Below are 16,610 nucleotides of genomic sequence, written 5' to 3' on the forward strand. Positions count from 1 at the left end.
GGCGAGGCCGAGTTGTCGGGCCGCTCCGTGTCAGAGGTGCCGGGTTCCTGTCCCATGCGTACACAGTCGCCTGTGCACAGATACCTGTGCACTGCGGCGGCCCGGCGTCTCCGCAGGGGGGTTAACCCCACCCCACGGAGCGCTGGTTGGGGTACGTGGATCGCTCCGGCTGCCGCCCCACCCCCGTGGGAGCGGCCTGCTCAGAACCCCTCGTACCCCAAGTCCTCGGTCTCCTCGCCCTCTTCCTCGAGGGCCTGCCGGACCACTCGGAGCGCCATGCCTTCCCCGTAGCCCTTGCGGGCGAGCATGCCCGCGAGGCGGCGCAGACGCTTGTCGCGATCGAGGCCACGCGTGGAGCGGAGCTTGCGGGCGACGAGTTCGCGCGCCGTCGCCTCCTCCTGCTCCGAGTCGAGCTGCCCGACGGCCTCGTCGATCAGGGTGGATTCCACACCCTTGGTACGCAGCTCCCGCGCGAGGGCACGCCGGGCCAGACCGCGGCCGTGGTGCCGGGACTCCACCCAGGCGTCCGCGAAGGCGCTGTCGTTGATCAGGCCGACCTCTTCGAAGCGGGAGAGCACTTCCTCCGCCACGTCATCGGGGATCTCCTTCTTGCGCAGCGCGTCCGCCAGCTGCTTGCGCGTGCGTGGGGTCCCGGTGAGCAGGCGCAGACAGATCGCCCGCGCCCGCTCAGCCGGATCCCCCCTTGGCGACTCCCCCGTCTCGGCCCTCGACGAGGAGGGGGAGCCGCTGTCCTGGTGGCCGTCGAAGCCGCCGCGCCGCCGCCGACGCCCACGGCTCCGGCCGCCGCCGTCCCGGGATCCGCCCTCCCGGGACCCACTGCCGTCGCCGTCCCCGAAGCCTCCGCCACGGTGCCCGTCCCGGCCGGTGCCGTCCTGATCCACACCGTCCCCGTGACCCCACCCGGCAGGACCGGTGTGGCTCTCGGGGGCGGTGTACTCCGCCCAGTCCGTTCGTCGCGTCACGGACTAGCTCTTGGCCGCCGCGGCCTTGGACTTGGTGGCCTTGGCCGCCGGTGCTGGCACCGTCTTGGCGTCGTCGGCCGGGGTCGCGGTCGCGCCCGCCGCCTCCGCGCCCGGCTCCGCCGCGGCCTCGGGCTTCACACCGACGCCCAGCTTCTCCTTGATCTTCTTCTCGATCTCGTTGGCGAGGTCGGGGTTGTCCTTCAGGAAGTTGCGGGCGTTCTCCTTGCCCTGGCCGAGCTGGTCGCCCTCGTACGTGTACCAGGCGCCGGCCTTGCGGACGAAGCCGTGCTCGACGCCCATGTCGATCAGGCCGCCCTCGCGGCTGATGCCCTGGCCGTAGAGGATGTCGAACTCGGCCTGCTTGAAGGGCGGCGCGACCTTGTTCTTGACGACCTTGACGCGGGTGCGGTTGCCGACCGCGTCCGTGCCGTCCTTGAGGGTCTCGATGCGGCGGATGTCCATGCGCACCGAGGCGTAGAACTTCAGCGCCCGGCCACCGGTCGTGGTCTCCGGGGAACCGAACATCACGCCGATCTTCTCGCGGAGCTGGTTGATGAAGATCGCGGTGGTCTTGGACTGGTTGAGCGCACTGGTGATCTTCCGGAGCGCCTGGCTCATCAGGCGGGCCTGCAGACCCACGTGCGAGTCACCCATCTCGCCCTCGATCTCCGCGCGCGGCACGAGCGCGGCGACGGAGTCGATGACGATCAGGTCGAGGGCGCCGGAGCGGACCAGCATGTCGACGATCTCGAGGGCCTGCTCGCCGTTGTCCGGCTGGGACAGGATGAGGTTGTCGATGTCGACGCCGAGCTTCTTCGCGTACTCGGGGTCGAGGGCGTGCTCGGCGTCCACGAAGGCCACCGCGCCGCCGGCCCGCTGGGCGTTGGCCACGGCGTGCAGCGTGAGGGTCGTCTTACCGGAGGACTCCGGGCCGTACACCTCCACCACGCGGCCACGCGGGATGCCGCCGACGCCGAGCGCGACGTCGAGCGCGGTCGACCCGGTGGGGATGACCTCGATGGGCTCGTTCGGCCGCTCGCCCATGCGCATCACTGCGCCCTTGCCGAATTGCCGTTCAATCTGTGCGAGCGCGGCGTCGAGCGCCTTCTCGCGGTCGGTTCCTGCCATGGGTTCCACCCGATTTGCTTGAGTCGATCGCTTCACGTCAAAGACGCTAACGCCTGCCACTGACAATCCGCCCCGACGCCCGTCCAGCCTGTGGATAACTCGAGCCGCCAGCCACCCCATAAGAATGGATGTTCGATTTTGGTGTCAAGCGCGGCACGCCGTCGGATCGGGGTCACGCGACGGGCCGCCCACCCCCCTCTCCGCCGCGCCAGCCGGTACCGGGCAGAGCGGGATTGGGCGTGAGGATGCGCCGCAGGAAGTCCTCCACCTGCCCACGCGTGAGGGGTCGGGAGCCGGCCAGGCCGCGCAGGCTCAGACCGTTCATCGCGCAGGCCGCCGCGTACGCGGTCAGAGGATCGGTGTACTTCTCCAGAGTCTCGACGGTCAGCCGCATGTACTGGTCGGCGACAGGTCGCAGCGCGGGGCGGCGCAGGGCGGCCAGATAGAGCTCCAACTCCACGGTCTGCTGCGCCTGCTGAGGGCCGAAGCTGTGCATGAGGGCGTCGGTGAGCAGGACCACGAACTGCTCGCAGGTGAGCTGCGGCCGCTTGGCCGCCCATTCGTCGAGATAGGCGCCGTACCGGTCCACGGCACGCTGCAGCGCCGCGGTGATCAGGTCGCCCTTGGCGGCGAAGTGGTACGTCGTCGCCGCCAGCGGCACACCCGCCCTCTCGGCCACCGCACGATGCGTCAGACCTTCGATCCCGCGCTCGGCGATGACCCGCTCGGTGGCCTCGACGATCTCGGCGATGCGGCGCTGCGGATCACGCCGCCGCCGGACCGTCCCCTTGTCGGCCTCGGCCATGCAATGCCTCCTGACTGTTGAACGAACACCCATCGAGACAAATGTACCGGCATGAGCACTCCCCGCCGGGCTGGTGGCAACCGCAAAGCACCTGGGAAATATGTCCGTATTGCGCATCACGCGAAAACGCCTTACGGTACAGATGTACCAACCGAAAGGTACTTCCCCCCACCGAAGGAGAACCGCCATGAAGACCCCTGCCATAGCCCCTTGCCTGGGCGTGAAGGACACCCAGGCGTCCGTGGACTTCTACGAGAAACTGGGTTTCACCGCGCTGCCCGGCTCCGACGACCCCGACGACGACCTGCGCCTGCTGCTCTTCGACGGTGAGTTCGCGCTCATGGTCTTCCGGGACGAGCACCTGCGGGACTGGCTCCCCGTCCTCAAGGACACCCCCGTCGGCGCGTTCGGCATGTTCTACCTCGCCGTCGACGACTTCGACGCGTACGTGGAGCGCATCCGCCCGCTGGTCGACGTCACCAAGGAGGCCTCGCACGCGAGCGCCCGGCTCTTCTACTTCACCGACCCCGACGGCTACGTCATCGGCGTCACGCAGAAGAAGGAGTGGTGATCGACATGACCGCCGAGACCACGAAGGCACCCACCGCGCGCGTGGCTTCGTACGCCTTCTGGGGGCACGACGGCAGAGAGCTCGCCGAGTTCTACGCCGCCGCCCTCGGGTGGCGGCTGGCCCAGGAGTTCCCCGACGAGAACGGCGTCCCCACGGCGTTCCTCGTCACGGACTCCACCACGACGTACGTCTTCTACACCGCCCGCGACTTCAAGGCCCCGAACTGGCCCGCCGAGGAGCTCCCCTTCCACCTGGACTTCTCCTTCGACGACGTCCAGGCGGCGGAGAAGCGGCTCATCGGGCTCGGCGCGACCAGGCCCGAGCACCAACCGGGCGGTGAGCACTGGACCGTCCTGCTCGATCCCTCGGGCCAGCCCTTCTGTATCAGCGCGCACCCTCAGTAGGCGCCACCGGCCGCCCGGTCCGGGCTGCCCGGGAGGGATCGTCTTCTACGGGCGGCCGTCCCGCTTCGGCTGCGCGTCGGCGTCGGCCCGCGGCGCCGCTCCCGGCTCGTTCGGCCCCCGCAAGGCGCCCCGCACGCGCGCGAGGAGGGTGGCTCCGCCGCGGCGCCGGTGGCCGTGCACCCGGGGGTCGTCCGTGACGTCGTACCTCTTCACGTACGCCCCGAGGAAGGCCTGCAGTGTCGCGACGGCGGGGATGGCGATCAGCGCGCCCACCGCGCCGAGGAGCGCCGTGCCCGCGATGACCGAGCCGAAGGCGACCGCGGGGTGGATGTCGACGCTCTTGGCGGTGAGCTTGGGCTGCAGTACGTAGTTCTCAAACTGCTGGTAGATGACCACGAAGACCAGCACCCAGAGCGCGTACCAGGGGTCGACCGTGAAGGCGATCAGCATCGGCAGGGCGCCTGCCAGATACGTGCCGATGGTGGGGATGAACTGGGAGACCAGGCCCACCCACACGGCGAGCACGGGCGCGTAAGGGACGTCCAGCGCCTCGAGCAGGATGTAGTGCGCGATGCCGGAGATCAGCGCCATCAGGCCGCGCGAGTAGAGGTAGCCGCCGGTCTTGTCGACCGCGATCTCCCAGGCGCGCAGCACCTCGGCCTGCTTGGCGGGCGGCAGCACCGAGCACAGGGCCCGCCGCAGCCGCGGCCCGTCGGCCGCGAAGTAGAACGAGAACAGCAGGATGGTCAGGAGCTGGAAGAGACCGCCGAGGACCTGTGCGGAGACGTCCAGAACGCCGCTGGCGCTGTTCTGCACGTACTTCTGCAGCCAGTCCGAGTGGACCAGGCTGTCCTGCACCTCGACGCGGGACAGGTCCGTGTGGAACGTCTGGTTGATCCAGCTGATGACCTTGTCGAGGGTGTCGGGGAAGTCCTCGACCATGTCCACGATCTGGCCCGCGAGCATCGAGCCCATCAGCGTCACGAAGCCCGCGCTCACGATCACGACGCTCATGAAGACCAGGAACGTGGCGAAGCCCCTGCGCAGCCCGCGCGCCGCCATCCAGCTCACCGCGGGCTCGACCGCGAGCGCCAGGAAGAACGCGATCAGGATGTTGATCAAGAGCCCGGTCAGCTGGTGGAAGGCCCAGCTGCCCAGCTGGAAACAGGCGATGAGCGCGAGGGCGAGCACCATGGCACGCGGCAGCCACCGCGGCATGCGGGCGTCACGCCCTGCCTCGGCCCCGGTGGGGGGCTGCGCGGGCGGCGTCGTGCCGAGCGGAGCGGTGTCCTGGGTGACCTGCGCGGTCTCGTCTGTCGGTGCCACGGAGCCAGTCTCGCCCACGCCGCCGACAATCGGCCGCCACCCCCGCATCTTGGGACGGTCTACGCGCGCGTGGAGCCCTTCGGAGGCAACAAGCCGTCCGTAGTCACTGCTTTTCGGCCGGTACGTCCATCGCCGCGCACACCGCGCGCCAGACGTCCTTGGCTTCCCAGCCCGCGTCCAGCGCCTCGTGGACCGTCCGCCCGCCCAGCTCCGCCATCACGTGATCGCGCGCGAAGGAGTCGGCGTACCCCGCTCCGAAGTGAGCCGCCATCCGCTGCCAGAAGACCGTCAACCGCATGCCACCAGTATCGCGCCCCTGAGAGTGCAGCCCTGCGCAGGGGGCTTGCCGAGAACGCTTTCCGCCCTACGGTCGGAACATGGCCGAAACCGGAGCATCCCCCGACTCAGTGCCCTCCCCCGACGCGGCGCTCTCCCCGGTCGCCCGCGCCGAGCACTTCGTCTGGCTCACCGCGCGCGTCCTCGAGCAGCGACGGTTCGCGTACCACTTCCTCGACGGCGCCGGCGGCGACCAGGCAGCGGACGCGGTCGAGACCGCCCTGACCTCGTACGCCACCGCTGACGGCGGGTACGGCTACGCCCTCGAACCGGATCTGCGCGGCCCTGTCAGCCAGCCGCTGCACACCGGGCACGCCCTGCGGGTCCTGGACTCGATCCGACGCTGCGGCGGGCAGCGGGTGGAGCGCGTCTGCCGCTATCTGACCTCGGTGTCGACGCCCGACGGCGCTCTCCCTGCGATCCATCCCAGCCAGCGCGGCTACCCCTGCGCGCCGTTCGTGCCGGTCGTGGACAACCCGCCGAGCGAGCTGCTCGCCACCGGCCCCGTGGTGGGTCTGCTGCACCGCAACGAGGTGTGGCACGCCTGGCTCTTCAGGGCCACGGACTTCTGCTGGGCGGCCGTCGAATCGCTCGAGAAGTCGCATCCGTACGAGGTCCAGGCGGCCGTCGCCTTCCTCGACGGCGTACCCGATCGCCCGCGCGCGCAGGCCGCGGCCGACCGCCTCGGCCGTCTCGTGCGCGAGCAGCGACTGGCGGCGCTGGATCCCGAGGACCTGGACGCGTATCCGGTGGCGCCGGGCTACGCACCCGGTGAGCACCACTTCGCGCACGACTACGCGAAGGCTCCCGAGTCGCTCGCGCGCGCGTGGTTCACCGACGACGAGATGGGACGCTCCCTCGACTTCCTGGCACGGGAGCAGCAGGAGGACGGCGGCTGGCCCGTCCGCTGGCGGCAGTGGGCGCCGGGCACGGCCCTGGAGTCGCGCCCGATCGTCACCATCGAGGCGCTGCGCACACTCCGGGCGTACGGGCGGCTGTGACGCGTCACGGCCGCCCGCGCCGCCAAGATGTGACGTGAGACGGTTCTCCAACCCTCCTCGGGGCCCGAAACTCATGGCTGAGCAACCCGAGCCGTGCAGCACGCCCAGCGCCCACGAGGAGCCGCGGAGATGACCGAGCACAGGGCCGAGTACTCCGACGCCGTCATTCACGATGTGACGATCCCCGAGGAGCAGCCGCCAAGGCCGTACCTCCATCCCGCCCTCCATCCCGCCTGCGACGAGCCGGAGTTCGTCGTACGCAGCCTCTGGCACCTGTGGGGCGGCTGGTACGACCAGAATCCCGCGCACCTCAAGTCCGCCCCGGAGACGGCCGCGCTCGCGTCGCCCTCCGATGCCGAGGTGGCACGCGCGCGTGCGGAGGTGTACGCGCGACGCGCCCTCCAGGAGACGTCGGCCATGGCCCGCGGCGCCTCCACCCGGGCGGCGGCCGAGCCGGCCGCGGTGACCGAAGGCACGGACGTGGCAACGGAGTTGACCCGCACCTCTGGAGGACTCCGGTGCGCCGCGGGGGCGATCCGTGTCGGCGTGGTCGACGACGAGGACGGTTGCCGCTGATGAGCGCCGCCTGGCGCACCACGTGGCTGCTGCTGGCCTTCATGGTCGTGAACTTCGCGGACAAGGCTGTCCTCGGGCTCGCGGGACCGGAGATCCGCGAGGACTTCGGCCTCACCCGGCAGGAGTTCGGCACCGCGCAGTCGGCGTTCTTCGCACTGTTCTCCGTAGCGGCCGTCGGAGTCTCCCTGCTGACCCGGAAGGTGCGCACGACCCCGCTCCTCCTGGTGCTCGTGCTCCTGTGGTCGGCCGCCCAGCTGCCGATGCTGTGGAGCGCGGCCGGGTTCGGCACCCTGCTGGCCACCCGGGTGCTGCTGGGCGCCGCGGAGGGCCCCTCCGCGCCGGTGGCCATGCACCACGTCCACGGCTGGTTCCCGCATCGCGAACGCCCCCTGCCCACCGCGGTCCTGCTGTTCGGCGCCGCGGCCGGAGTGGCCGTCGCCGCGCCCGCGCTGAGCTGGGTGATCACCCACTGGGGCTGGCGCTGGTCGTTCGGCGTGGTGGGTCTGGTCGGTCTGGTCTGGGCGGCGGCCTGGCTGGTCTGGGGCTCGGAGGGGCCACTCGCTCCGCCCGTCGGCAAGAAGGCACCCGCCCCGGCCGTGAGCGAGAGCCCCGCGGCGTCGGAGGGTGTGCCCCTGCGCGCCATCCTGCTGTCCGGCACCTTCGTGACGGCGGCCTTCGGCGCCTTCGCGGCGTACTGGCTGATGAGCACCCTGCTGACGTGGACGCCCGACTACCTGGAGAGCGTCGTCGGCTGGGACCTCAACCAGGCGGGCACGCTGGTGGGCACAGGTGCCCTCGCCAACGGCGCCGTACTGCTCGTCCACGGCCTGATCGCCCAGCGCTCCGCGCGACGGGGAGGCCGCCGCCGGCTGCCGATCGGCGCGGGAGCCGGACTCCTCATGGTGGCTTCGGGGTGTGCGGTCGCCCTGTTCGGCACGGTCGACTCGATGTGGCTGAAGGTGCCCCTGATGATGGGCCCGATCACCCTGGCCATGGTGATGTTCGCGGTGGCCACGACGGCCTGCGCCCGCATCGCGCCGCCCTCCCAACGAGGTGTCGTCCTGGGAGTGCTGACTTTCGTGTACGCGCTCGGCGGCATCCTGTCGCCGCTCGTCCTGGGCGGCATGGTGGACCGCGCGGCCACGGTGGACACGGGCTACGAGCAGGGCTGGCTGCTCACCGCCGGGCTGCTGCTGATGGCAGGCGCCCTGGCGGCGCTGCTCTGCCGTCCGGAAGCGACGGCCGGGAAGCTCGGGGTCCCCGAGGTCCCGGCGACACAGGCACCGCTCGTGCACTGAGCCCAGCCACGTCGGCCGCCGGTTAGCTCCGCGTACCGCTAGTACCGTGCCTGCTCGCCGTCCCGTGCCTCCTCGCCGCACCGCCAGTCCCGTGCCTGCTCGCCGTGCCGTGGCCACTCGCCGTACCGCCCGAACCGTGGCTGCTCGCCCGAACCCGCCATACGCCCATTCCGCGACCGGCACGCAACCCCGTTTGCGCAGGTCGACGCGGTTGTCAGTGGCGGGGTGCACGATGGGGTCATGGTCAGCTCCGCGTCCAGTGCCCACAGCGCCCACCACGCGCGCCGTGCTCTCGATGGCTTCTCCCCCGCGACCCGCGGCTGGTTCACGGGCGCCTTCTCCACGCCCACCTCCGCCCAGACCGGTGCGTGGCAGGCGATCGCCGAGGGCTCCGACGTGCTGGTCGTCGCGCCCACGGGCTCCGGCAAGACGCTGGCCGCCTTCCTCGCCGCGCTCGACCAGCTGGCGTCGACGCCACCGCCGGCCGACCCGAAGAAGCGCTGCCGGGTGCTGTACGTCTCTCCGCTGAAAGCCCTCGCGGTCGACGTGGAGCGCAATCTGCGCAGCCCCCTGACCGGTATCCGCCAGGAGTCCGTGCGCCTCGGCCTGCCCGAGCCCGAGGTGCGGGTCGGCATCCGCTCCGGCGACACCCCCGCCGCCGAGCGCCGGGCCCTGTCGACTCGCCCGCCGGACATCCTGATCACGACCCCCGAGTCGCTGTTCCTGATGCTCACCTCCGCCACGCGGGACGCGCTGACAGGCATCGAGACCGTGATCCTGGACGAGGTGCACGCGGTCGCGGGCACCAAGCGCGGCGCGCATCTCGCCCTGTCCCTGGAGCGGCTCGACGAGCTGCTGCCGAAGCCCGCGCGCCGCATCGGCCTGTCGGCGACGGTGCGGCCGGTGGACGAGGTGGCGCGCTATCTCTCCCCCAAGCGCAAGGTGGAGATCGTCCAGCCGCCGTCCGGCAAGGAGTTCGACCTCTCGGTGGTCGTCCCGGTCGAGGACCTCGGAGAGCTGGGCGGCTCCCCGGTCGCCGACTCCGGCGACGGCTCGGGGGGCGCGGTGGAGCGCCCGTCGATCTGGCCGCACGTCGAGGAGCGCATCACCGACCTCGTCCAGGCACACCGCTCGACGATCGTGTTCGCCAACTCCCGCCGCCTGGCCGAGCGTCTGTGCAACCGCCTGAACGAGATCGCGTACGAAAGGGCGACCGGCGAAGCGCTGCCCGAGGACCACTCTCCGGCGGAGGTGATGGCCGAGTCTGGCGCCGCGAAGGGCGCGCCCCCGGTCCTGGCCCGCGCCCACCACGGCTCGGTCTCCAAGGAGCAGCGCGCGCAGGTCGAGGAGGACCTGAAGGCGGGCAGGCTGCCGGCCGTGGTCGCCACGTCCAGCCTGGAGCTGGGCATCGACATGGGCGCGGTCGACCTGGTCGTGCAGGTCGAGTCGCCGCCGTCCGTCGCCTCCGGGCTGCAGCGCGTGGGCCGGGCGGGCCACCAGGTGGGCGCGGTCTCCACGGGAGTCGTCTTCCCCAAGTACCGCGGCGACCTCATCCAGGCCGCCGTTGTCACCGAGCGGATGCGGACCGGCGCGATCGAGTCCCTGCGCGTCCCGGCCAACCCCTTGGACGTACTCGCCCAGCAGCTGGTGGCGATGGTCGCGCTCGACAGCTGGCAGGTCGACGACCTGCTGGCGGTGGTCCGCCGTGCCGCCTCCTTCGCCTCGCTCCCGGAGTCGGCGTTCACGGCCGTCCTGGACATGCTCGCGGGCCGCTACCCCTCGGACGCCTTCGCGGAGCTGCGCCCGCGCGTGGTCTGGGACCGCGTCGCGGGCACGGTCACCGGGCGGCCGGGCGCCCAGCGCCTCGCGGTCACTTCGGGGGGCACGATCCCCGACCGCGGCCTCTTCGGGGTCTTCCTCGCGGGTGCCTCCGCTGAGGGTGATGGCGGGCGACGGGCGGGCGGCCGCGTCGGCGAACTCGACGAGGAGATGGTGTACGAGTCCCGGGTGGGCGACGTCTTCACGCTCGGCACGAGCTCCTGGCGCATCGAGGACATCACTCGCGACCGCGTCCTCGTCTCCCCCGCCCCCGGCGTCCCCGGGCGCCTGCCCTTCTGGAAGGGCGACCAGCTGGGCCGCCCGCTCGAACTGGGCCGTGCGCTCGGCGCGTTCCTCCGAGAGGTCGGCGCGCTCCCCGAGGAGGACGCGCGCGTGCGCCTCCTCGCCGCCGGACTCGACTCCTGGGCCGCCGACAACGTCCTGGCGTACCTCGCCGAACAGCGCGAGGCCTGCGGGCACATCCCGGACGACCGCACGATCGTGGTCGAGCGGTTCCGCGACGAACTGGGCGACTGGCGCGTCGTCGTGCACTCCCCCTTCGGAGCCCAGGTGCACGCCCCGTGGGCCCTCGCCCTCGGCGCCCGCCTGACCGAGCGGTACGGCATGGACGCACAGGTCATGCACGCCGACGACGGCATCGTGCTGCGCCTGCCCGACGCCGACCTGATGGGCCTGGACCTGCTCGACCAGGAGCCCACCACGCCCTCCATGGAGTACGACGCCGAGAAGCCCCCGGTCGGCGCGGGCGACGTGGCCTTCGACAAGGGCGAGGTCAACCAGATCGTCACCGACCAGGTGGGCGGCTCGGCGCTGTTCGCCTCGCGCTTCCGCGAGTGCGCCGCCCGCGCGCTGCTGCTGCCGCGCCGCAGCCCCGGCAAGCGCACCCCGCTGTGGCAGCAGCGCCAGCGCGCCGCCCAACTGCTGCAGGTCGCCGGCGAGTTCGGCTCCTTCCCGATCGTCCTGGAAGCCGTCAGGGAGTGCCTCCAGGACGTCTTCGACGTACCGGGACTCACCGAGCTGATGGGCGACATCGAGTCCCGCCGCGTCCGCCTCGTCGAGGTCACCACCCCCGAGCCCTCCCCCTTCGCCCGCTCCCTCCTGTTCGGGTACGTCGCCCAGTTCCTGTACGAAGGCGACTCCCCGCTGGCCGAGCGGCGCGCGGCGGCCCTCTCCCTGGACTCCCGGCTGCTCGCCGAGCTGCTCGGCCAGGCGGAGCTGCGCGAGCTGCTCGACGGGGACGTCCTCACGGAGCTGGAGCAGGAGCTTCAGTGGCGCACGGAGGACCGCCGCGTCAAGGACGCCGAAGGCGTAGCCGACCTGCTGCGGCTCCTCGGGCCGCTCACCGGGGCCGAGCTGGCCGAGCGCGGCGCCGAGCCCGAGTGGGCCGAGGAACTCGCCTCCGCCCGCCGCGTCATCCTGGTCCGGATCGCCGGCGCCGACCACTGGGCGGCGATCGAGGACGCGGGCCGCCTGCGCGACGCACTCGGCACGGCCCTTCCGGTGGGCGTCCCCGAGGCGTTCACCGAACCCGTCAAGGATCCGCTCGGCGACCTCCTCGCCCGCTTCGCCCGCACCCACGGCCCCTTCACGTCCGCCACCGCGGCCGCCCGCTTCGGCCTCGGGACGGCGGTCACGGAGGGCGCCCTGCAGCGCCTCGCCGCGAACGGCCGTGTCGTACAAGGGGAGTTCCATCCCGCGGGCATCGGCCAGGAGTGGTGCGACGCCGCAGTCCTGCGCCGCCTGCGCCGCCGCTCCCTGGCGGCCCTGCGGCACGAACTGGAGCCGGTGCCACCGGCCGCGCTGGCCCAGTTCCTGCCCCAGTGGCAGCACTTGGGCGGGCACGGCCTGCGCGGCATCGACGGCCTGGTCCGCGCGATCGAGCAGCTGCAGGGCGCGACCGTCCCCGCCTCCGCCCTGGAAAAGCTCGTCCTGCCGTCACGCGTCTCCGGCTACCACCCGGCGATGCTCGACGAACTGACCTCGGCGGGCGAAGTCGTCTGGGCCGGTGCGGGATCCCTGCCGGGCAAGGACGGCTGGGTCTCCCTCTACCTCGCCGACGCCGCGCCCCTGCTCCTTCCGCCGCCGCACCCGCTGGAGCTGACCGCCCTGCACCAGTCGGTCCTGGACACCCTCTCCGGGGGGTACGGTCTCTTCTTCCGCCAGATCGCCGACCAGGTCCGCGCCACCACCCACCCGGACGTCCCGGATCCCCAACTGGCCGACGTGATCTGGGACCTGGCCTGGTCGGGCCGGCTGACGAACGACACGCTCGCCCCGATGCGCTCCCTCCTCGGCTCGGGCCGCACCGCGGGCGCGACCGCCCATCGCGCCAAGCGCAGCATCCCGCGCGGGCGCTACGGCAGCCTGACCGCGGCCGCGCGCCCCACCTCCCGCACCGGCCCGCCGACCGTCGCGGGCCGCTGGTCGCTGCTCCCCCTCCGTGAGCCCGACCCGACCCTGCGCGCCCACGCCCTGGCCCGCACCCTTCTCGACCGGCACGGAGTGGTCACCCGTGGCGCGGTGGCGGCCGAAGGCGTCGAGGGCGGCTTCTCGGCGACGTACCGCGTCCTGTCGGCGTTCGAAGACAGCGGCCAGACCCGCCGCGGCTATGTCGTCGAGGGCCTCGGCGCCGCACAGTTCGCGATGGACGGCGCGGTGGACCGCCTGCGGGCCGCGGCGAACTCCCAGGACCGGGCCGGGAGTTCCGGCTCCGCCGACACGCGGACCGCCGTGGTCCTCGCCGCCGCCGACCCCGCCAACGCGTACGGGGCCGCGCTCTCCTGGCCCGAGCCGCCGGACGGAGCGAGCCACAAGCCGGGCCGCAAGGCCGGCTCGCTGGTCGTCCTGGTCGACGGCGAGCTGACGCTCTACATGGAGCGCGGCGGCAAGACCCTCCTGGCCTGGCCCGCCGCCCCGGAGAACCCGATCGCCGACGACGCCCGGCTGCACGCCGCCGCCGAGGCCCTGGCCGCGGCCGCCCGAGCGGGCTCCCTCGGCACGGTCACGGTGGAGCGGATCAACACCGTCGCCGCCCTGACGTCCCCCTTCGCCCCTCTCCTGGAAGGAGCCGGCTTCCACGCCACCCCACGCGGCCTGCGCCTGCGGGCATGAACCCCTTCAGCACCCCACGGCACGCGGCCCCCGCACCCGCACCCGCACCGCCAAGCGAAGCCCGCACGCCTCCCCACCCCCTCCCACCCGCCGAGCGAAACCCCCGCCGACGCACGTACAGGCGCACCCCCTCGGCGCACCCCCTCGGCGCACCCCATCCACGTACACGAACGCACGCCAGCCACATACACCGACACGCGACAGCCACGCACACAGACACACGACCACCCGACACCACGGACACCCCGGCACCACCTGACACCCTCGGCACCACCCGACACCCCCAACACCTCCAGCACCCCCACACCCCAACACCTCCAGCACCCCAGCGAACCTCACCCCAGGCCGGACCCCGCCCCCCATGCCACCCTGGACCCCATGCCCGAAGGAGACACCGTCCACCAGGCGGCCCGGCGCCTGCACACCGCCCTCGCCGGGCACACCCTCACCCGCTCCGACCTCCGCGTGCCCAAACTCGCGACGGTCGACCTCACCGGGCGCACCGTCCTGGACGTGACCCCGCGAGGCAAGCACCTGCTCACCCGCATCGAGGGCGGCCTCACCCTGCACTCCCACCTCCGGATGGACGGCTCCTGGCGGGTGTACGCCGCCGGTGAGCGCTGGCGCGGCGGCCCCGGCCACCAGATCCGGGCGATCCTCGGCACCGCCGAGCGCACGGCCGTCGGATACCGCCTGCCCGTACTCGAACTGCTCCGCACCACCGACGAGGACAAGGCGGTCGGCCACCTCGGCCCGGACCTCCTCGGCCCCGACTGGGATCCCGGGCGGGCCCTGGACAACCTGCTGGCCGCACCGGACCGCGCCCTCGGCGAGGCCCTCCTGGACCAGCGCAATCTCGCGGGCATCGGGAACATCTACAAGAGCGAGCTCTGCTTCGTCCTGCACGCCACCCCGTGGCTCCCCGTCGGCGACCTCCCCGAGGAGACGGCGGCCCGCCTCCCCGCCCTCGCCAAGAAGCTCCTTGAGGCCAACCGCGACCGGCCCGACCGCACCACCACCGGCCGCAGCCGCCCCGGCCAACGCCTCTACGTCTACGGCCGCGCACCCCGCCCCTGCCTGCGCTGCGGCACCCCGATCCGCACGGCCGAACAGGGCGACGGCTCCCGCAGCCGCCCCACCTACTGGTGCCCCACCTGCCAACAGGGCCCGACCCCCTAGTTGACGCCCCGTCAGATCCAGCCGTACCGTCCCGTCATGCCCGTCAAGGCGTACGACCTCACCGGACGCACCGCATTCGTCACCGGCGCCGCCAGCGGCATCGGCCGCGCAACCGCCCTGCTGCTCGCACAGGCGGGCGCCACGGTCCACTGCGCCGACCGCGACGAACAGGGCCTCCACGAGACCGCCGCCCTCATCAAGGCGGCCGGCGGCACCGCCCACACCCACGCCCTGGACGTGTCAGACAGGGCGCAGATGGACCAGGCCGTGACGGCAGCGGCAAAGACAGCCGCAGAGACACCGGCACCCGCAGCACCGGCACCCGCACCCGCACCCGCACCCGCACCCACGGCATCGACATCACCACCACCAACATCAACACCGGCACCCGCACCGGCATCAACACCAGCCAGCCACCCCCGCCTCGACATCATGGCCGCCATCGCCGGCGTCATGCACAACAGCTCGGTCCTGGAGACCAGCGACGAGGACCTCGACCGCGTCCTGAACATCAACTTCAAGGGCGTCCTGTACGCCTGCCAGGCCGCGGCCCGCACCATGATCGACGCGGGCTCGGGCGGCAGCATCATCACCATGGCCTCCGGCGCCGTCGACACCGGCGGCCCCGGGCTCCTCTGCTACGGCGCGTCGAAAGCCGCGGTCGTCCAGCTCACCAAGACGCTGGCCACGGAAGTGGGCCCGCACGGCATCCGCGTCAACGCGGTCGCCCCGGGCTGGATCCGCACCCCCATGACGGACCGCCACGACACGGAGGCCCAGGCCCACACCGAAGGGCTCATGGTGCGCATGTCACCTCTCGGCCGCGTCGGCGAACCGGACGACATCGCGCACGCCGTACTGCACCTGGCGTCGGATGCCGCGTCCTTCACGACGGGCCAGATCCTCCGCCCGAACGGCGGCGTCGCCATGCCTTGGTAGCCGCCTCACCGACTCGCACCCCGGCCCCGGCCCCGCCCCCGCACCCGCCCCGCCATCGCGACCGCACGCCGCCGCAGAGCCAGCGCGGTACGCTCCCCCGGCCACCGCAACGCGCCGTCGGGCCGTCGGGCGTGGTGACGCCCGGCCCCGCCTCTGTTCGCCCCCACCACACCGGCCGCCCGCGCTTTCGGCACACAGTGCACGGGAAGGACGCTCAGCCCCCAGCCGCCGGCCGTGACCGCCCCTTCAAGAACCCCGGCGTCGGGCGCGAAGGCCAGCCGCAGCACGCCCCACCACCACAGCGCGCCGAAGGCCAGGGCGGGCGCCCATCGCACGACCCGCCACGTCACGGCTGTCCCGCTCACGGCTGCCACGGCTGTCACCTCCCGCCCGACGCGAGGTCGACGCTAAACGCCCGGGTTCACCCCACGGGAGGGCGCACCGCCGGTACCGGAAGCACCACGGCGCACGAACAGTGCCACCGCACCACACCGCACCGACGGCAGCGCCCTCCCAGATCTCCTCAGCAGTTCCAGAACGCCTCAGCACTTCCCGGAACGCCTCAGCACTCCGAGAGCGCCTCAGCCGCTTCAGAACACCTCAGCCGCTCCGGAATACCTCAGCCGCACCGGAACACCTCAGCTGTTCTCCGCCTGGAACATCCAGTGATGCTTCTCGAGATCGGCCGTGATGCCGATGAAGATGTCCTGGCTGACCGGGTCGGCCTCGCCGGTCGCCTCGACCCGCTCGCGCATCCGCGTGATCACCGCGCCGAGGGCGTCCACGAGCGTCCCCACCGCGTCCGTGTCCTTCACCCAGCCGTCGGCGACCGCGCCGATGCCGCTGCTCTGCGCCACGGTCGCCGCGCGACCGTCGGGCGAGACGCCCAGCGTGGAGGCGCGCTCGGCGACGGTGTCGGAGTGCGCCCTGGCCGTGTCCACGACCTCGTCCAGCTGGAGATGTACGGAGCGGAAGCGCGGGCCGACCACGTTCCAGTGGATCTGCTTGGCCACCAGGGACAGGTCGACCAGGTCCACCAGAGCACCCTGCAGCGCCTCCGAGACCGTCTTCAGATCCGCGTCGGACAGCGGGCTCTTCACGACGTACATGTGTC

The 16,610-nt window shown here is 72.2% G+C and carries 16 protein-coding genes; 8 read left to right on the plus strand and 8 right to left on the minus strand.

The genetic code is table 11. The annotated features are described in order from the left end of the window. Positions 1-200: 200 nt before the first annotated feature. The 3 genes from recX to ACZ4D5_RS37510 all read right to left on the minus strand — a co-directional run bounded on the left by recX (position 201) and on the right by ACZ4D5_RS37510 (position 2,916). Complete coding sequence (gene recX, locus ACZ4D5_RS37500; protein WP_467776945.1) at positions 201-983, minus strand: recombination regulator RecX; 783 nt, start codon at positions 981-983, stop codon at positions 201-203. Between the two features lie 3 nt (positions 984-986). Then, positions 987-2,111 carry a recombinase RecA gene (gene recA, locus ACZ4D5_RS37505; protein WP_467776946.1) on the minus strand — a complete coding sequence of 375 codons (1,125 nt, stop codon included), beginning with the start codon at positions 2,109-2,111 and terminating at the stop codon, positions 987-989. A gap of 172 nt (positions 2,112-2,283) precedes the next feature. Next, the gene (locus tag ACZ4D5_RS37510; RefSeq protein WP_467776947.1) at positions 2,284-2,916 is read right to left on the minus strand and encodes a TetR/AcrR family transcriptional regulator; all 633 of its coding nucleotides are present in this window, start codon (positions 2,914-2,916) and stop codon (positions 2,284-2,286) included. A gap of 187 nt (positions 2,917-3,103) precedes the next feature. Here ACZ4D5_RS37510 and ACZ4D5_RS37515 point away from each other — a divergent pair, with 187 nt between their 5' ends. Both ACZ4D5_RS37515 and ACZ4D5_RS37520 read left to right on the plus strand, forming a co-directional pair. Beyond that, on the plus strand, positions 3,104-3,487 hold the full coding sequence (locus ACZ4D5_RS37515; RefSeq protein WP_467776948.1) for a VOC family protein: 384 nt from the start codon (positions 3,104-3,106) through the stop codon (positions 3,485-3,487). A gap of 5 nt (positions 3,488-3,492) precedes the next feature. Beyond that, positions 3,493-3,891 (plus strand): VOC family protein, encoded by a 399-nt coding sequence (locus ACZ4D5_RS37520; protein WP_467776949.1) that lies wholly within the window; start codon positions 3,493-3,495, stop codon positions 3,889-3,891. Positions 3,892-3,936: 45 nt separating this feature from the next. On the opposite strand, the gene ACZ4D5_RS37525 is transcribed toward ACZ4D5_RS37520, so the two are convergent. Beyond that, positions 3,937-5,217 (minus strand): AI-2E family transporter, encoded by a 1,281-nt coding sequence (locus ACZ4D5_RS37525; protein WP_467776950.1) that lies wholly within the window; start codon positions 5,215-5,217, stop codon positions 3,937-3,939. 103 nt (positions 5,218-5,320) lie between these two features. Further along, a complete protein-coding gene (locus ACZ4D5_RS37530; protein WP_467776951.1) occupies positions 5,321-5,515 on the minus strand; it encodes a DUF3046 domain-containing protein in 195 nt (64 codons plus the stop codon). Between the two features lie 79 nt (positions 5,516-5,594). Here ACZ4D5_RS37530 and ACZ4D5_RS37535 point away from each other — a divergent pair, with 79 nt between their 5' ends. The 3 genes from ACZ4D5_RS37535 to ACZ4D5_RS37545 all read left to right on the plus strand — a co-directional run bounded on the left by ACZ4D5_RS37535 (position 5,595) and on the right by ACZ4D5_RS37545 (position 8,428). Beyond that, positions 5,595-6,554 (plus strand): hypothetical protein, encoded by a 960-nt coding sequence (locus ACZ4D5_RS37535; RefSeq protein WP_467776952.1) that lies wholly within the window; start codon positions 5,595-5,597, stop codon positions 6,552-6,554. 129 nt (positions 6,555-6,683) lie between these two features. Further along, positions 6,684-7,130 (plus strand): alkyl sulfatase dimerization domain-containing protein, encoded by a 447-nt coding sequence (locus tag ACZ4D5_RS37540; RefSeq protein ID WP_467776953.1) that lies wholly within the window; start codon positions 6,684-6,686, stop codon positions 7,128-7,130. Then, positions 7,130-8,428, plus strand: a complete 1,299-nt coding sequence (locus ACZ4D5_RS37545) for an MFS transporter (RefSeq protein WP_467776954.1) — start codon at positions 7,130-7,132, stop codon at positions 8,426-8,428. The genes ACZ4D5_RS37540 and ACZ4D5_RS37545 overlap by 1 nt, the downstream gene beginning before the upstream one ends. Positions 8,429-8,466: 38 nt before the next feature. Here ACZ4D5_RS37545 and ACZ4D5_RS37550 read toward each other — a convergent pair whose 3' ends face one another. Next, entirely contained in the window at positions 8,467-8,589 is a 123-nt protein-coding gene (locus tag ACZ4D5_RS37550; protein WP_467776955.1) for a hypothetical protein, read from the minus strand. 79 nt (positions 8,590-8,668) lie between these two features. Between ACZ4D5_RS37550 and ACZ4D5_RS37555 the strand changes: the two genes are divergently transcribed. The 3 genes from ACZ4D5_RS37555 to ACZ4D5_RS37565 all read left to right on the plus strand — a co-directional run bounded on the left by ACZ4D5_RS37555 (position 8,669) and on the right by ACZ4D5_RS37565 (position 15,496). Continuing rightward, positions 8,669-13,378: an ATP-dependent helicase gene (locus ACZ4D5_RS37555; protein WP_467776956.1), complete on the plus strand. Its 4,710-nt coding sequence runs from the start codon at positions 8,669-8,671 to the stop codon at positions 13,376-13,378. 378 nt (positions 13,379-13,756) lie between these two features. After that, complete coding sequence (locus ACZ4D5_RS37560) at positions 13,757-14,557, plus strand: Fpg/Nei family DNA glycosylase (RefSeq protein WP_467776957.1); 801 nt, start codon at positions 13,757-13,759, stop codon at positions 14,555-14,557. 36 nt (positions 14,558-14,593) lie between these two features. Then, positions 14,594-15,496, plus strand: coding sequence for an SDR family NAD(P)-dependent oxidoreductase (locus tag ACZ4D5_RS37565; protein WP_467776958.1), 903 nt, complete (start codon positions 14,594-14,596; stop codon positions 15,494-15,496). 5 nt (positions 15,497-15,501) lie between these two features. Here the strand turns inward: ACZ4D5_RS37565 and ACZ4D5_RS37570 are convergent, their stop codons facing one another. Together ACZ4D5_RS37570 and ACZ4D5_RS37575 are read right to left on the minus strand one after the other, a co-directional pair. Next, positions 15,502-15,870: a hypothetical protein gene (locus tag ACZ4D5_RS37570; RefSeq protein ID WP_467776959.1), complete on the minus strand. Its 369-nt coding sequence runs from the start codon at positions 15,868-15,870 to the stop codon at positions 15,502-15,504. 264 nt (positions 15,871-16,134) lie between these two features. Continuing rightward, positions 16,135-16,605 (minus strand): Dps family protein, encoded by a 471-nt coding sequence (locus ACZ4D5_RS37575; RefSeq protein ID WP_467776960.1) that lies wholly within the window; start codon positions 16,603-16,605, stop codon positions 16,135-16,137. Positions 16,606-16,610 lie beyond the last annotated feature (5 nt).

This window comes from Streptomyces sp. NPDC025651 (genome assembly GCF_055558735.1).

Bases quoted from the DNA above. Each gene is read 5' to 3' on its own strand.
- recA (WP_467776946.1), bottom strand. From the start codon at position 2,111: ATGGCAGGAACCGACCGCGAGAAGGCGCTCGACGCCGCGCTCGCACAG.
- ACZ4D5_RS37510 (WP_467776947.1), bottom strand. From the start codon at position 2,916: ATGGCCGAGGCCGACAAGGGGACGGTCCGGCGGCGGCGTGATCCGCAG.
- ACZ4D5_RS37515 (WP_467776948.1), top strand. From the start codon at position 3,104: ATGAAGACCCCTGCCATAGCCCCTTGCCTGGGCGTGAAGGACACCCAG.
- ACZ4D5_RS37520 (WP_467776949.1), top strand. From the start codon at position 3,493: ATGACCGCCGAGACCACGAAGGCACCCACCGCGCGCGTGGCTTCGTAC.
- ACZ4D5_RS37530 (WP_467776951.1), bottom strand. From the start codon at position 5,515: ATGCGGTTGACGGTCTTCTGGCAGCGGATGGCGGCTCACTTCGGAGCG.
- ACZ4D5_RS37535 (WP_467776952.1), top strand. From the start codon at position 5,595: ATGGCCGAAACCGGAGCATCCCCCGACTCAGTGCCCTCCCCCGACGCG.
- ACZ4D5_RS37540 (WP_467776953.1), top strand. From the start codon at position 6,684: ATGACCGAGCACAGGGCCGAGTACTCCGACGCCGTCATTCACGATGTG.
- ACZ4D5_RS37545 (WP_467776954.1), top strand. From the start codon at position 7,130: ATGAGCGCCGCCTGGCGCACCACGTGGCTGCTGCTGGCCTTCATGGTC.
- ACZ4D5_RS37550 (WP_467776955.1), bottom strand. From the start codon at position 8,589: ATGGCGGGTTCGGGCGAGCAGCCACGGTTCGGGCGGTACGGCGAGTGG.
- ACZ4D5_RS37555 (WP_467776956.1), top strand. From the start codon at position 8,669: ATGGTCAGCTCCGCGTCCAGTGCCCACAGCGCCCACCACGCGCGCCGT.
- ACZ4D5_RS37560 (WP_467776957.1), top strand. From the start codon at position 13,757: ATGCCCGAAGGAGACACCGTCCACCAGGCGGCCCGGCGCCTGCACACC.
- ACZ4D5_RS37565 (WP_467776958.1), top strand. From the start codon at position 14,594: ATGCCCGTCAAGGCGTACGACCTCACCGGACGCACCGCATTCGTCACC.
- ACZ4D5_RS37575 (WP_467776960.1), bottom strand. From the start codon at position 16,605: ATGTACGTCGTGAAGAGCCCGCTGTCCGACGCGGATCTGAAGACGGTC.